Consider the following 15228-nt stretch of genomic DNA (forward strand, 5'->3'; position numbering starts at 1 on the left):
AAGTGCGCATCAGTCATTTTGGAGTCATCATGAATCACAGTCTCAAGCGTTACTTTGAGAGGCTGTGCGGTGCGGGAGCCTTAGTGCTCCCGCTATCCGTATTGCCCTTAGTCAGTTTTGCCCAGCAACCGGTTGTCGAAGATCTGTCAGACTCGGACAGTGGGTTCTATGAACAAGCCCAAACCCAAGGCGATTCTAATGGCAGCTTGGTATTGTTCAATACGGTGCAAGAGCACCAGCAAGAAATTCAACGTTTGCGCGGTGAAATAGAAGAGCTTCGTCATCAAATGGAGCAGCTTCGCCGCCAGTCCCAGCAGCAATACTTGGATATTGAAGACCGCCTGATGAGCAGCGGTCAGAGTCAAATCGAAGAGTCGACGCCTGAGGTCGAACCGGAAGCGGCAGAGGAAGTGGCAAGCGCGCCTTCTTCTCGCGACGTAAGTGATGAAGCACAGCAGGCATACCAAGATGCCTTTGCTCACGTGCAGGCACGGCGTTTTGATGAAGCTATTTCCGCCTTTGAATCTTTCGTGGAAGCTCACCCTGATACCAGTTTAACGGCTAATGGTCATTACTGGCTGGGTGAGCTCTATGCGGCAGAAGGCGAACTGGATTCTGCAGAGCAATCGTTCACCCGCGTGATTGATGACTATGATGGTAGTAGTAAGGTGCCAGATGCCATGTACAAACTCGGTTTAGTCAAAGCACGTCAAGGTGAAGCGGAAGAGAGTCGTGCACTTCTTGAGAAAGTGCAGGACGATCATCCGCAAAGCAGTGCGGCGGGGCTAGCCGATGATTTTCTTCGCCAAGGCGGTTAACGGCGACGTCGTCAGGAGGAGGGTCTGCGATGACATGTAAAATTGATTATCAGCCAGCGCCCGATTTACTCCGTGATCGAGTGGTCTTGGTCACCGGGGCAGGAGATGGCATCGGTCGTGCTGCCTCGCTTAGCTATGCACGCCATGGGGCGACCGTTATTCTATTAGGCCGCACCATTGCTAAGCTTGAGCGGGTATATGATGAGATAGAAGCCGCAGGTGGCCCTCAGCCAGCTATTTTTCCGCTTAATTTCGAGGGTGCAACGTTAAAAGACTTTCACGATATGGCGGACACTCTCGATAGAGAGTTTGGATGTCTAGACGGTTTGCTGCATAACGCTGGTCTACTAGGGCGTATTACGCCTTTTGCTCAGTATGATGCTACGCTCTGGGAACAAGTCATGCAGGTGAATATCAACGGCCCTATTTGGATGACGCAAGCGCTATTGCCGTTGTTACAGCGATCCAGCGATGCCTCAGTGATATTTACCTCTTCCAGTGTTGGCCGTAAAGGCAGGGCATATTGGGGTGCGTATGCGGTGTCTAAGTTTGCAACCGAAGGTTTTGTAGAAGTGCTGGCCGATGAGATGGATAGTGAGCCAAATCTGCGCATTAATACGCTTAACCCAGGGGCCACACGGACTCAAATGCGCCGCAACGCATACCCCGGGGAAGATCCAAATCGCTTACGCACCCCCGACGATATTATGCCCACCTATCTTTGGCTAATGGGGCCCGACAGCGCCGGGACCCATGGACAGAAAATCGACGCGCAGCCGCCGAAACAGCCATAGCATTACGGGTTAGGCAATACTAGGTAGGGCGTCTACTAGGGAAGCACATTGCTGATACCAGCAGTGTGCTGGCCATTGGCGATAATCATCGCCTTCCGCAATATACCCATAGCCAACCGCGACCGCCGTCATGCCTGCCGCCCTGGCTGCTTGCATATCCCGGAGGTGGTCGCCGATATACCAGCAATCCTGCGGTTTAACGCCCAAACGATGAGCGGCTTCCAGTAGTGGCATCGGATCGGGTTTCTTGGCGGCAAGGTCGTCAGCGCAAAGCAGCGCGCCAGGGGTTAGGGACAACGCCTCAAGCAGCGGGGTGGTATAGCGCCTAGGCTTATTAGTAACAATTCCCCACGGGCGATTGCGCCGCTGCCACACCTGAAGCCACTGATCGAGGGGTGAAAACACCTGACTGTGAACTGCCACGGATTTTTCGTAGGCATCCAGTAAATACTGGCGAGCCTCCCTCTGATGGCTAACGCTCAGGTCGTTTCCTAGCGCCAAGCTGACTAGGGCGTTGCCGCCATTGGAAACTTGAGCACGAATCGTTGCGAAGGGCAGTGGGGCCAGGCCGTGGTGCTGACGCAGCGCGTTGGTCGCCACAGCTAAATCTGGGGCGGTATCCACCAGAGTGCCATCCAGGTCAAACAACACGGCGCTGGGCGTTGAACAGGTCGACATTTACGCGCTCACCTTACGGCAATACATCATATAGTTAACCGAGACATCGTTTTCGGTTAGTCGATAACGCCGTGAAATGGGGTTATAGGTCAGACCGATCTGCTCGCGAACCTCTAGACCGCTACGACGGTTCCAACTGGCCATTTCGGAAGGGCGAATAAATTTCGCGTAGTCATGCGTGCCCCGGGGCAATAATTTCAGCACGTACTCGGCACCCAAAATAGCGAATGCGTAAGACTTGGGAGTGCGGTTAAGGGTTGAGAAAAACACATAGCCACCTTGACGCACCAAAGCAGCGCAAGCGCGCACTACCGACGCTGGGTCGGGGACGTGTTCCAGCATTTCCATGCAGGTCACCACATCATATTGGCCTGGCTGCTCATCCGCCAGCGCTTCGACACTGACATGACGGTACTCAATGGCTACGCCTTGCTCTTGGGCATGTAAGCGGGCGACGCCCAATGGGGCTTCACCCAGGTCAATACCGGTCACATCCGCACCGCGGCGAGCCATGGCCTCACTTAAAATACCGCCACCGCAGCCGACATCCAGCACTTTTTTGCCGGCTAAGCCTGCCCTTGCGTCAATAAAATCGAGTCGCAAGGGATTAATCTCGTGCAGTGGCTTAAACTCACTTTGTGGGTCCCACCAGCGGCTGGCAAGTGCTTCAAATTTCGCCACTTCGGCATTATCAACATTGCCTTGATATTGGTGAGCAGTGCTATCCTGAGGTGTCGCTGACATATTTTGACTCCATCAACAGTGAGCAAGCACGGCGTGACCCGTGGCCCGATACTTGCAGTGTAACGGCGAACTGGAAACCCACCGCGCGTTCAGTATGATGGGCATTCTAACCACTCCTGAGCCGGAACGCATGAAAAGGACCTCTTATGATTCGTAAGGCTGTACTGCCTGTGGCGGGGTTTGGTACCCGCTGTTTGCCCGCTTCCAAAGCCATTCCCAAGGAAATGATCACCATAGTAGATCGACCGGTGATTCAGTACGTGGTTGAAGAGGCTATTGCCGCTGGTATCCGCGATATCGTGTTTGTGACCAGCAGTAACAAAGGGGCCATCGAAAACCACTTCGACACCCACGCGGAATTAGAGGCGAGCTTGGAAGCCAAGGGTAAGCATGAGCTATTGGCCTCGCTAAGAGCCATGGTGCCTGATGACGTAAACATTATTAGTATACGCCAAGGCGAACCTCTAGGCTTGGGCCATGCCATCCTTTGCGCGCAGCCGATTATTGGTAATGACGAGCCGTTTGCGGTGCTGCTGCCGGACGTATTGGTAGATAACAGCGACACGCCGCGCAGCGACCTGGCGGGTATGCTGAAGGCTTACGATCAGCATTCCACAGCTCAATTAATGGTCGAAGAGGTAGACTGGGATCAGGTCGAAAAATATGGCATTGTCGCGCCAGCCGGTGACGTGCCTGCGCCCGAAACGTCTGCCGACCTAGTGGGCATGGTAGAGAAACCACCACGTGACCAAGCCCCTTCGAATCTAGCCGTTATTGGTCGATATGCCTTGCCGGGCGCAATTTTCCCTATTCTTGAAAACACCCCGCCTGGTGCAGGAGGTGAAATTCAGCTGACCGATGCGATTGAAACGCTTCGCGAGCAGCAGGGCGTTCAGGCCTACCGCATGCGAGGGACGACGTACGATTGCGGGCAGCCTCTGGGTTATTTAGAGGCGACGCTGGCCTATGCGCGCAGGCACCCTGAGTTGGGTAGCGATTTTAAAGCGTTGCTCGCGCGCTATCACCAGGGAGCGTAACCGATGCGGGTGCTTCTATACGGCAGTGAATTAAGCACCGCAACCGCGGCTGCGGCGCTGTCTTCGGTGGGCCATGCCGTTAAATGGCTTCCCCACGAGACAATGCCGTGGTCTACGCTGGTTAATGAGGATTGGCTACGCCGCGAGCCCCAACTGCTTGAGCAGCTAGATCAGTCTGAAAAAATGGGAACGCTTGAGTTACTCAGCGAGCTTCACGCCAATTCGGTGTTTGATGTGGTTTGGATAGCGCTCTCGCCGTCGCAGCGTGAGTCGGCTGCTGAGCTACTCCAGCATCCCCTGTTGACGCCGCAGGAAGGCCGTGTCCTAGTCAATAACTCGACTTTTCCGGTAGGTGATACGGAGCGGTTACAACACCTCATTGGCCAAGACGGTTTGAGTGTGGCCTTGCCGGATACGCTAGAAGAAGGGCGGGCCTGGGCGTCGTTCACACGCCCTACGCGCTGGCTGCTAGGGTGCGATAACTTGCTGGCTGAGCAAAAACTTAGGGAGCTGCTAAGGGCCTTTAACCGTCGCCGAGACGCTTTTCAAGTAATGCCTCAGCGTGCTGCCGAGCTAACCAAACTGGCCATTAACGGTATGCTAGCGACACGCATCAGTTACATGAATGAAATTGCCGGGCTAGCGGATACTCTGGGCGTTGATGTAGAGCATGTACGTCAAGGGATGGGAGCCGACTCTCGCATAGGCTATGAATACCTTTATCCAGGGTGTGGCTTTGGCGGACCAAGCTTTTCACGAGACTTAATGCGACTAGCCGACGTACAAGTCGCCAGCGGACGACAATCGGCCTTGCTGGAGCATGTGCTTGATATCAATGAACAAAAGAAAGAAACACTATTTCGCAAGCTGTGGTCTCACTATAACGGCGCCCTTGAAGGGAAGACAATTGCCATTTGGGGGGCTGCCTTTAAACCTGGCACCGCGCGAATTGATCATGCCCCGGTGTTAACGCTACTCAACGCACTTTGGGCGCAAGGCGTTCACGTTAAACTTCACGATCCAGCGGCCACCCCGGCATTGAATGCCGTAGTGGGCTCACGCAATGATTTGGTTACCTTTGTCGATAGTCCGTACGATGCCTGTGAAGGTGCCAATGCACTAATGTTGGTGACCGAGTGGAAAACCTACTGGAACCCCGATTGGCATCGCTTAGCTGCGCAGCTTAGCGATAAACTAGTCCTGGATGGCCGAAACATCTACGACCCTGATTTTGTTGCCAGCTGTGGGTTAAAGTATCGAGGAATAGGTCGGCGCGCCGATCCAACGCCGTTGTGAGGAAAATGCATGTCCGATAAAGCCCCGTCTTCGCGCATTGTGCCCGATGCAGATCAAAGTATCGCATCTCAGCACATCAAGCACCGCAAAGGTCCTTCACTTTGGCCGCTTTGGCTATGTGTGCTGCTGCTGATTGCTCTATTAGCGGCGGCTGCTGTTGGCCTTTATTTGGAGCGCGAGCGGCTTCAGGGGGAGCTCCAGCGGGTGAGTGGAGAAGTATCAAATATGCATGCTCGCTTAGACGCGGGTGACAGTGATGTACAAGATACGTTAACCTTTGTCCAGGCTCAGATGAGTACCTTGTTTCAAGAGCAAGAGCAATTGTCCACGGCGCTAACCGATACGCGCAATGAGCTCTATGACGTATTAACTGAAAATGAAAGCAATGTTTCAAGTGACGCGATTGATCCATTGCTTGAACGTTTGGAAGAGCAGCGTGAGCAGGCGGCATTACGTGATAGTCAGCTCGCCTCTATCCACACATCGTTGGATGCGTTAGAGCAAGCGGGCACGTCAGGGCGGTCTTCGTTGGCAGATGAAATAGCTCACGTGGAAGCCCAAAGCCGAGAACGACTGGAAGCACTTGAGTCCTCGGTTGCTGGATTGGCTAGCGATATTGACGAACGCTTCGATGAGCGCGATGCCGAGCAGCAAGAACAGTGGTCGCGCTTTGAAGAGTCAATTAGCGCGCTTGAAGAGAGCAATACCGGAAACGAAGCGCTCGAAACACTTGAAACCGATTGGTCGCAGCGCGTCGATGAGATTGAAGATGACGTACGCCAAGTTCGCCAAGCACAGCTAGCTTTCAGTGCTCAGCTTGAAATGTTGCGGTAATTTACACTGGTGGCTGAAAGGCAACATGCCGATGATTAGGTTAGGGAAAATGTATGGGACGACAACGGCAATGGCTACCAGCATCGGTAATCGCCCACTTAATGACGTTGCCGCTATGGATGGCTGCGCCAGCGGTTTGGGCGCTGAGTGTTGATCTGGAAGGCGTTGAGGGTGAAGTGGCGCGCAATATTCGCGCCTATCTGCAAAATATTGAAGAAGACGAGTACACCGAAAGCCGACTGGAGGTAGAAATACGCCAGCGTATTGAAGCGGCCATTCGCGTTTACGGCTATTACGAACCCGATATTTCGATTGATCTCCCTGAAGACGGTAACCCTCGCCTGACCATCGATCCAGGCCCGCAGGTAACCATTGAAACGCTGGACATCAATGTGCTTGGTGATGCCGCAGAGGATGAACCGTTTCAGGAGGCGCTGGAGCGATTCCCTCTGAAAGAGGGGGATACGTTGCGTCATGCACCCTGGGATCGCCTACGTGGTGAGTTTTCCGGCTTGGCCATTGAGCGAGGCTACTTCGATTGGGGGTTCACCGACCGCCGTATGGAAGTACGCCCCTACTTACAAAGCGCCCAACTGTACATGGATTTTGACAGTGGTCCGCGCTATCAATTTGGCGAAACGCTTGTTACGGGCAGTCATATTCAACCCGAGCGCCTACAAAAAATGCGCACTTATCAAGAGGGCGAGCCTTATCTTGCGGAATCGCTGGCACGTTTTAACCAACGACTCGCTGAGACCGGATGGTTTAGCTCAGTGTCTGTTACCCCACGTCTGGAAACTGCGCAAGAACTCTCCATTGCACCCTCAAGCGGTGGTGATGCCTGGTGGGTAGCGGCCACCGAATCACAGCCAGAACGACCCAGGATCAGCAGTGCCGCACTATCAAGCGCACTTAGCATGCGTCAATCTGACGACGCATCATTACCCATTGATGTCCGCGTTGAACCTGCTAATCGTCATCAGTTTGAAACTGGGCTGGGGTTCGCTACCGACGTAGGCCCTCGCTTGCGATTTGGATGGGATCAGCCTTGGATCAACCGCTATGGGCACAGCCTGGATCATGACCTTTACCTTTCGGCTCCTGAGCAGCGCTTTACCGGCGTTTACGATGTTCCGCTAGAAGATCCGCTGCGCGATAGCTATCGCCTGCAATATGGTATTCGGAATATTGACGACAGCGATACCGACTCGCTCGAGGGTACCGTGGAAATCGCCAGGCGCTGGGAGTTCGATAATGACTGGGTGCAATCGCTGTATTTTCGAACCACCTATGAAGATTTCACCCAAGGCGGAGAAGCTGATCAAGTGTGGTTGTTTTACCCAGGGGTTCAGTGGTCCCGGACGCGCACGAGGCCGCAGCGATTCCCGTTATGGGGCGATCGTCAGCAGTTCTCGGTGGAGTACTCTGATCCAGCTTGGGGCTCGGATGCACAATTTTTGCGCATCACTGGCGATACCGAATGGATTCGCACCTACGGCGATGATAACCGTTTTTCGGCACGCGTCAGCGTAGGGGCTATTGAAACCAACGATTTCGATAAGATTCCCCCATCGCTTAGGTTTTTTGTCGGTGGCGACCGCAGTGTGCGCGGTTATTCGTACGAAGGACTCTCGCCTCGTAACGAAGAAGGCAAGCTGCGCGGTGGTCAACAAAAAATTACTTCCAGCCTCGAGTACCAACGCCGTGTCACCGGGGACTGGTGGGGGGCAACGTTCGTTGATGCAGGCGATGCCTTCGATAACTGGGGCCCTAGCGACCTGAAAAAAAGCGCAGGCTTGGGGGTGAGATGGATATCCCCAGTTGGCCCTATTCGCTTCGATATTGCGCATCCCTTTGACGATGACGACGATAACTGGCGTTTGCATTTTTCGATTGGACCCGAATTCTAGGAGGGCGATGTGCCTGAAGTTTCGCAAGCGCCTGCGACCGGTCGTCGGGCGTTATCACGTCGCTTCCGTCTGTGGTTGTTATTGTGGAGTACCCTGCGACTCGTTTTGTTACTTCCGCTATGGCTGATTGGTGCTTTGGCTTTATTGTTGGGTGTTGCGCTATCGCCATGGGGCACCGGTGTTTTGTTATCCCAAGGCCAAGATCGCGGCTGGTTTAGCGTCGAGGAGCACGATGGGGGGTTACTCGATGAATTCCATCTCACGGATTTTCAACTTAACGCCGCGGGGGCAGAGATACGAATTGACGAGCTGGAACTGGCTTGGGCCGATGACTGTGTATTATCCGGCAAGCTATGTCTGGACACGCTGCGTGTAGTGGGTGCCGATATTCGTCTGCCTAGTGGTGGCGGCGGTGAAGAAACACCTGCTGAAACCAGTGGCTCAGGTGGTCCGGCGGCACTCCATTTTCCTTTTCCTATCGAGCTGCGGCAGTTGGTGCTTGATGATGTAACGTTGCACTTGGCCGATGGCAGCCAATTTTCCTGGGCATCGTTCCGTTCCTCGGTTGAGGCCAGCGCGGGGCGCGTCGATATTGCGTCGACGCACTTGGAAAATCCCCGGCTTTATTTACCGCCTTCAGAGGGGGCACGCCTAGCGCCACCTGATGATGATTCAGGCTTGAGTGCTGCGGCCATTGATGCCGCTATCGCGTTACAAAATCCGCCCGACGAAACACCTGACGACATGCCCGCCAGTAACGATGCAGAGGAGCGCTCACCAATTGAGTTGCCCGAAATTCGTTTGCCGGTCGATATCCGCCTGGCTACGCTGACGGTCAATGACATCAACGTTGCAGGCCGTTTTGATTATGTTGTTGAGCGCTTAACCTTGGGTGTCGAAACCGAGGGTAGCAACGTTACACTTTCCCATCTCGACGTAACGTCTGCCGATGCCGAATTCAGTCTGGCGGGGCAGGTGGCACTACGTGATGACTATCCGCTGGACCTTCGCGCTGAAACTACCTTGTTTCTTGATCAACCGCTTCCGGCCCTGAATGGCCAAGCTCTCACCCTGGAGCTTTCAGGAGCGCTCAGCGAGCTGACGGCACGCCTTGAAGCTGAAGGGGCGGTTAACGCAGTGTTAGAAGGTCAGCTCAACGCGTTAGACCCGGCGTTGCCGTTTCAAACTCGACTGCAAAGTGATCAGGTGACGTGGCCGCTGCCAGAGACCGCTGCGGCGCTTGAAGAAGGCGATGAAGCTGTAGAGCAAAATGAAGGGTTTACCATTGATAATATTGACCTGCAGGCCAGTGGTGATCTCGACGCCTATGAAGCGCAGCTCGGGGTGAAGGCACAAGGCCCCGGTATTCCCGAAACCGATATTTCGTTGACGGGACGCGGCAATACTGAGCAGTTTAATTGGCAACCGCTGACGCTGGCAGCAGGCGAAAGCCGGCTGACCAGCCAGGGTAGTGTGGATTGGACAACGCCACTGACAGTGGATGCCCAAGTAGAGCTAGAGCAGTTTGATCCGGCTTTATTTAATGGCCAGTTAGATGGCGATATCGATGGCGAGTTAGCGTTCAATCTACGCCAGGACGGAACACGCTGGTTAGTTGATGTACCTAACTTAACGCTGGACGGTGATCTTCGTGACTATCCGCTACAGCTAGATGCTGCCTTTGATGCCAATAGCGACTTGCAGGCAAACATAGAGCGCTTTCGCTTTCGTCAGGGTGAAAACCGATTATCCGCCAGCGGTTCGGTGCAGCCAAACGATGTGGCTGTAGACGCCGATATCGATCTGCGCGAACTGCAGACGCTTTCACCGGATCTCGCCGGCACCCTAAGCGGTGAGATTATGGCGCGTGGCAGCCTAGAGCAGCCGCAGCTTGAGGCAACCATCAACGGAGATGCGCTGAGGTTTGCTCAAAACCGTGTTGAACAGTTACGCCTAACCGCTAATGTCGACGGACTTGAGGATCCCCAGCTAGATGTTTCGTTGGCCCTTGATGAATTACTTGCTGGCGGTCAATCTTTGGCAGCGGCAAACCTGACACTGGATGGTCGCCTGTCATCGCATCAATTGGATATCAACGTTGAGGGTCAGCCTAATGGCATATTAGAGCGTGCCCTGCTCAGTCTCAATGGCCAGTTTGACCAGGACGCACAGCGCTACCGTGGGCGGCTCACACCGCTTGAGATTGACGCTGAGGCAGGCAATATTCGGCTTGAAGATCCTCTCGATATCACCTTCGATCTAGCTAGCAGAGAGGCTCGCTTAACACCGTTTTGCCTACTGCGAGAGCAGGGCGGACGCTTATGTGCCGACCAGCCAACGGTCGCATCACCTGACCAAGGGCAAACGGCACTTAGCGTGCGTGATATTCCTATCGAAGCACTTGAACCCTGGCTGCCTGAGGAATGGCAGGTTGAAGGTGATACCACCGCGGACCTATCCGCTCAGTGGAGCCAAGGCGGTCAGCGCTGGCAAGCTGACGCCGAGGTGCTGGGTGATTTGGCCGTCACGGCAATTAATGATTATGGTCAGCCTGTTGAGTTGCCGCGTATTTCGCTGGACACCCAGATCACGGCTAACCAAGCCCAGGCGGACGGTAATGTATTGTTGTCGCTTGAAGAAGCGGGGGATGTGGAACTGGCGCTGTCAGTCACTGACCCGCTCGGTGCGGGCGAGTTATCCGGCGTTCTTGAAGCCAACGAGGTATCGTTGGCGCCTTATCGGCCCATGGTGGTGGGATTTGAAGAGCTTGCGGGCGATCTGAATGGGCGGGTGGATATTGCCGGTACGACTCGTCAGCCTGATTTACAGGGTGAATTGTCTCTATTGGGTGTTCAGGTTAATGGCCCGGATATTCCTGTTGATATACAAGATGGTGAGGTGGTGGTTACCTTCGACGGTGAAGAAGGCGCTATTGATGGCTTTTTGGAGGCCGAGCGAGGGCGGCTCAACGTTGAGGGCGATGCCTACTGGCCAAGTGATGAAGATTGGCGAGTAGGCGTCGACCTCAACGGCACACAGTCTCCTATACTGGTCAATTTGCCGCAATTTGGTCGCTTGGAAGCCGCACCGGATATTCGCGTGCGTGTCACGCCAGAGCGATTGCAAGTGCGCGGCAACGTCGACTTGCCGTGGGCCAGGTTAGAGGTGGGTGACCTGCCTTCATCCGCAACATCGCCAAGCGCTGATGAAGTGATTATTACCGAGCGAGAGGACCAGCAAGCGGAGCGCGAAGCACGTCGCGCTGCTGAACGCGGTGATGACGAGCCTAGTGCGGCAGACGAGTTGGCGAATAGTGGGATGGCACTTGACGTCTTGATTACCCTTACGCTGGGTAACGATATGATGATTTCAGCCTACGGGTTGGAATCCGCATTAGGCGGCACATTAGAAGTTCGTCAGGATAGCGGCTCGCTGCAATTATTTGGTGAGGTTAACTTGGTTGACGGTCGGTTTCAGGCTTTCGGACAAGATCTGCTCATCCGGCGCGGCCAATTATTATTCAGCGGCCCTCCAGGACTGCCCACGCTTGATTTTCAGGCGATACGCAATCCGGATGTGACCGAAGACGATGTTATCGCTGGCCTTAGAGTGACGGGTAATGCACAAGAACCGAATGTGGCAATTTTTTCCGAACCCGCGATGAGTGAGACCCGTGCGCTTTCCTACATGTTGAGGGGGCGGGCGCCCGACGACTCTGGCGGCGGTGTTGATAGTGCAGTAGCAACGGCGCTAATTGGCATGTCATTGGGCCGTACCGGCGGCGCGGTAGGCTCTATTGGTGAAGCCTTTGGGATTGACGATTTAACCCTTGATACCGCAGGTTCTGGCGACGACAGCCAAGTAGCGGTGAGCGGTCAGTTAACAGACGATATCCGTATCAGTTACGGCGTGGGAATTTTCTCGCCGATTGCGGAACTAACGTTACGCTACACCTTATGGCGCAATCTGTATTTGCAAGCGGTGTCCGGGACGAGTCAGGCGGTCGATCTGATCTATACCTTCAGTCGTCCGGGCGACCCCACCATTTTCGATCAGCAATGAGGTAAACACTATGCATGTGTTTGGACATCACAATACAGCCCGCCAGGCTGAGCCTTCCTTGCCTGGCCGACAGTCACCCATTGCCACGAGTGATCACCATGCCGTTAACGGCCACTCACTGCATCCGCCTTTTCCTCCGCAGTCGGAAGAGCTTGTGGTGGGGATGGGCTGCTTCTGGGGCGTTGAGCGACTGTTTTGGGATCTCCCAGGTGTTTACGTGACGGCGGCAGGTTACGCAGGTGGCGAAACGCCCAATCCTACCTATGAGGAAACCTGTACGGGACGAACTGGGCACACTGAAGCAGTGCGTATTATTTACCAGCCGAGCCAAATATCGCTGGCTACCTTACTGAATGTTTTTTGGGAACAGCACGACCCAACCCAAAAAAATCGCCAAGGTAATGATATTGGCTCCCAGTATCGTTCGGCAATTTATACCACGACAGCGGCGCAATACGAGACTGCCCTTGAGAGCGCCGACGCCTTCCAAGAAGCGCTTCATGCCGCTGGAAAAGGTGATATTACGACTGAAATAAAACCGTTGGATACTTTCTACTATGCCGAGGCTTACCATCAGCAGTATCTCTACAAAAATCCCAATGGTTACTGTGGGATTAAAGGGACAGGTGTTAGCTGCCCCATTGGATAATCGCTGAGGGTGAACGTATACCCCCGCACGCAGTACTGCGGGGGTATGTGCTCAGTCGCCAGCCTGTAGGCGGTCAATGCGGTATAAGGTTTCCACTTGGTCGAGGCCTTTTATGGTGCAATCAAGATCTTTTACGCGTCCATCGCTTAATCCATACACCCATCCATGTACTGAAATCTGTTGACCGCGTTGCCAGGCCCGCTGAAGAATTTTGGTCCGGCACAAACTATTCACTTGCGCCTTTACATTCAGCTCACACATGCGGTCAATTTGCTCGTCTATGGGAAGGTGTTCGAGAGAGCTACGGTGCTGATTGTACTGCTCACGCACGGAGTGCAGCCAATAATCAACAACGCCGCACTCGCCACCGGTTACTGCAGCTTTGATACCACCGCAGCCATAATGTCCAACAATCATGATATGGCTTACGTGGAGCACATCCACCGCAAATTGCACCACCGACAGTGCATTCATATCAGTATGATGCAGCAAGTTGGCAACATTACGGTGAACAAAGACTTCACCTGGTGGAAGGGCGATGATTTGATTGGCAGGCACGCGACTGTCGGAGCAGCCAATCCATAGATAGTCCGGATTCTGTTGCTGTGAAAGTCGTTTAAAATAGTCAGGGTCTTCTTCGCACATGCGCTCTGCCCATGCGCGATTATTCTCTAATAACGTTTCAATAGGGTCGGACATAAGGTCTCCCGTTACACTAGTTGCCCATCATTACCAAGGTGCGTTCGTCGTTAAAACGTAATAGCCGGTGTATCAACATTGAGGGGAGGTTTTAACCTTCTCGCATCATTTGGTCAACATGCGATGTGTTGGCAGTAAAGGAGTTTCCAATGTCAAAGGTTGCGGAGTACGACTACGATTTATTGGTGATTGGCGCCGGGTCTGGTGGGGTACGTACGGCTCGAATGGCCGCAGCAACAGGAGCCCGCGTGGCTATTGTGGAAGACCGTTATCTTGGCGGCACCTGCGTTAATGTAGGCTGCGTGCCCAAAAAGCTGTACGCCTACGCATCCCATTTCAACAGTGTGTTCGATGATGCCACTGGCTTCGGCTGGCAGTTGCCTGGTGAGGCGCGTTTCGACTGGGCGACGTTAAGGGACAACAAAACTAGCGAAATTAAGCGACTTAATGGCATTTATCTACGCTTGCTAGAGACAGCCGGGGTCAGCCTATATCACGGGCGGGGCCGCCTAGAAGGTGCCCATACAGTTGCGATTAGCCGTCAGCAAGGCGAAGAGCAACGTGTCACGGCCCAGCGTATTTTACTGGCAACCGGTGGCTGGCCTTGGGTTCCAACGTTCCCAGGTAGTGAATACACATTAACCTCCAATCAAATTTTTGATCTCGATCGTTTGCCAGAGCGGTTTTTAGTGCTGGGAGGTGGCTACATTGCCGTCGAGTTTGCCAGCATTTTTAATGGTTTGGGCAGTGAAGCGCACCTTATCTACCGCGGTGATTTATTCCTCAAAGGGTTTGATAACGAAGTGCGAGAATTCACGCGTCAGGAAATGGATCGACAGGGTGTTCATCTTCACTTTGATACTAATATTGAGGCGATCGAAAAAAACGAGGCTGGTTACCAAGTTGCCCTAACCAACGGCGATACGATGGAAGTGGATGCCGTTCTAGCCGCAACCGGACGACGCGCCAATGTGGCGGGTTTGGGCCTAGCATCGGTAGGGCTTTCATTAAATGAGCAGGGCAAACTAGACGTCAATGAGCGTTTTGAAACCGATGTCCCGTCGATACTAGCTTTGGGTGACCTCATTGATACGCCAGAGCTGACGCCAGTGGCTATTGCAGAAGCCATGCTGCTCGTTGATCACCATTTTGGAACGGTAACCCCCGAGCCGCTGGATTACACTCGCGTACCTACTGCCGTGTTCTGCCATCCCAACATTGGGACGGTAGGGCTATCGGAAGAAGCCGCACGGCAGCAGTTTGGTACCATTCGCGTTTACCGCACCGATTTCCGGGCCATGAAACACACTCTGTCAGGCAGCCAGGAGCGAACCTTAATGAAGCTAGTGGTGGATGATGCCAGCGATGTAGTGGTCGGAGCGCATATGGTGGGTGACGATGCCGGAGAAGTCATTCAGGGAATCGCTATTGCAGTGCGCGCGGGGCTGACCAAAAAAGACTTCGATAACACGGTGGGGATTCATCCCACCGGCGCTGAAGAATTTGTCACTATGCGCACGCCCGCTCGTTGAAATTCACACTTAAAAGTCGAGAGGGAAACTGCCCCAGGTAGCCACCTTGGGTGGGCTAAACTAATAAGCGCAAGGTGATGGATTAGGACAGCAAAAACAGCTCGTATAATAAATATTTATCGAATACAGGGGATTGAATAACATGGCTTTTGAATTGCTCATAATCAGCTGTTAT

12 protein-coding genes are annotated in these 15228 nt (G+C 53.8%); 9 read left to right on the forward strand and 3 right to left on the reverse strand.

The window, feature by feature from the left end; translation table 11 throughout:
- The first annotated feature begins 29 nt into the window (after window positions 1-29).
- Together ybgF and CPH17_RS02950 are read left to right on the forward strand one after the other, a co-directional pair.
- A complete protein-coding gene (ybgF, locus tag CPH17_RS02945) occupies window positions 30-818 on the forward strand; it encodes a tol-pal system protein YbgF (RefSeq protein WP_074396397.1) in 789 nt (262 codons plus the stop codon).
- Between the two features lie 29 nt (window positions 819-847).
- Window positions 848-1612 (forward strand): YciK family oxidoreductase, encoded by a 765-nt coding sequence (locus CPH17_RS02950; protein ID WP_074396396.1) that lies wholly within the window; start codon window positions 848-850, stop codon window positions 1610-1612.
- A gap of 9 nt (window positions 1613-1621) precedes the next feature.
- Here the strand turns inward: CPH17_RS02950 and CPH17_RS02955 are convergent, their stop codons facing one another.
- Both CPH17_RS02955 and ubiG read right to left on the reverse strand, forming a co-directional pair.
- The gene (locus CPH17_RS02955) at window positions 1622-2290 is read right to left on the reverse strand and encodes an HAD family hydrolase (RefSeq protein WP_074396395.1); all 669 of its coding nucleotides are present in this window, start codon (window positions 2288-2290) and stop codon (window positions 1622-1624) included.
- On the reverse strand, window positions 2291-3034 hold the full coding sequence (gene ubiG, locus CPH17_RS02960; protein ID WP_074396394.1) for a bifunctional 2-polyprenyl-6-hydroxyphenol methylase/3-demethylubiquinol 3-O-methyltransferase UbiG: 744 nt from the start codon (window positions 3032-3034) through the stop codon (window positions 2291-2293).
- Window positions 3035-3180: 146 nt separating this feature from the next.
- Here ubiG and galU point away from each other — a divergent pair, with 146 nt between their 5' ends.
- From galU to msrA, 6 genes are read left to right on the forward strand one after another with little or no spacing between them, the layout of a single operon-like run.
- The gene (gene galU, locus CPH17_RS02965; protein WP_074396393.1) at window positions 3181-4071 is read left to right on the forward strand and encodes a UTP--glucose-1-phosphate uridylyltransferase GalU; all 891 of its coding nucleotides are present in this window, start codon (window positions 3181-3183) and stop codon (window positions 4069-4071) included.
- A 3-nt stretch (window positions 4072-4074) separates the two neighbouring features.
- Complete coding sequence (locus CPH17_RS02970; protein ID WP_074396392.1) at window positions 4075-5367, forward strand: nucleotide sugar dehydrogenase; 1293 nt, start codon at window positions 4075-4077, stop codon at window positions 5365-5367.
- Window positions 5368-5376: 9 nt separating this feature from the next.
- Window positions 5377-6201, forward strand: a complete 825-nt coding sequence (locus CPH17_RS02975) for a hypothetical protein (RefSeq protein WP_096298239.1) — start codon at window positions 5377-5379, stop codon at window positions 6199-6201.
- A gap of 53 nt (window positions 6202-6254) precedes the next feature.
- A complete protein-coding gene (tamA, locus tag CPH17_RS02980; protein WP_074396390.1) occupies window positions 6255-8111 on the forward strand; it encodes an autotransporter assembly complex protein TamA in 1857 nt (618 codons plus the stop codon).
- Window positions 8112-8120: 9 nt separating this feature from the next.
- Complete coding sequence (gene tamB, locus CPH17_RS02985) at window positions 8121-12173, forward strand: autotransporter assembly complex protein TamB (protein WP_231898073.1); 4053 nt, start codon at window positions 8121-8123, stop codon at window positions 12171-12173.
- A 10-nt stretch (window positions 12174-12183) separates the two neighbouring features.
- Complete coding sequence (gene msrA / locus CPH17_RS02990) at window positions 12184-12822, forward strand: peptide-methionine (S)-S-oxide reductase MsrA (RefSeq protein ID WP_074396389.1); 639 nt, start codon at window positions 12184-12186, stop codon at window positions 12820-12822.
- A gap of 51 nt (window positions 12823-12873) precedes the next feature.
- On the opposite strand, the gene can is transcribed toward msrA, so the two are convergent.
- Window positions 12874-13521: a carbonate dehydratase gene (can, locus tag CPH17_RS02995; protein WP_074396388.1), complete on the reverse strand. Its 648-nt coding sequence runs from the start codon at window positions 13519-13521 to the stop codon at window positions 12874-12876.
- A 149-nt stretch (window positions 13522-13670) separates the two neighbouring features.
- On the opposite strand from can, the gene gorA reads away from it, so the two are divergent.
- Window positions 13671-15053: a glutathione-disulfide reductase gene (gene gorA / locus CPH17_RS03000; protein ID WP_096298241.1), complete on the forward strand. Its 1383-nt coding sequence runs from the start codon at window positions 13671-13673 to the stop codon at window positions 15051-15053.
- Window positions 15054-15228 lie beyond the last annotated feature (175 nt).

This window comes from Halomonas sp. hl-4 (assembly GCF_900215475.1).
GTDB lineage: Bacteria > Pseudomonadota > Gammaproteobacteria > Pseudomonadales > Halomonadaceae > Vreelandella.

Excerpts from the sequence above, each read along its gene's own strand:
- ybgF (WP_074396397.1), top strand. The coding sequence starts at position 30 with ATGAATCACAGTCTCAAGCGTTACTTTGAGAGGCTGTGCGGTGCGGGA.
- CPH17_RS02950 (WP_074396396.1), top strand. The coding sequence starts at position 848 with ATGACATGTAAAATTGATTATCAGCCAGCGCCCGATTTACTCCGTGAT.
- CPH17_RS02955 (WP_074396395.1), bottom strand. The coding sequence starts at position 2,290 with ATGTCGACCTGTTCAACGCCCAGCGCCGTGTTGTTTGACCTGGATGGC.
- ubiG (WP_074396394.1), bottom strand. The coding sequence starts at position 3,034 with ATGTCAGCGACACCTCAGGATAGCACTGCTCACCAATATCAAGGCAAT.
- galU (WP_074396393.1), top strand. The coding sequence starts at position 3,181 with ATGATTCGTAAGGCTGTACTGCCTGTGGCGGGGTTTGGTACCCGCTGT.
- CPH17_RS02970 (WP_074396392.1), top strand. The coding sequence starts at position 4,075 with ATGCGGGTGCTTCTATACGGCAGTGAATTAAGCACCGCAACCGCGGCT.
- CPH17_RS02975 (WP_096298239.1), top strand. The coding sequence starts at position 5,377 with ATGTCCGATAAAGCCCCGTCTTCGCGCATTGTGCCCGATGCAGATCAA.
- tamA (WP_074396390.1), top strand. The coding sequence starts at position 6,255 with ATGGGACGACAACGGCAATGGCTACCAGCATCGGTAATCGCCCACTTA.
- msrA (WP_074396389.1), top strand. The coding sequence starts at position 12,184 with ATGCATGTGTTTGGACATCACAATACAGCCCGCCAGGCTGAGCCTTCC.
- can (WP_074396388.1), bottom strand. The coding sequence starts at position 13,521 with ATGTCCGACCCTATTGAAACGTTATTAGAGAATAATCGCGCATGGGCA.
- gorA (WP_096298241.1), top strand. The coding sequence starts at position 13,671 with ATGTCAAAGGTTGCGGAGTACGACTACGATTTATTGGTGATTGGCGCC.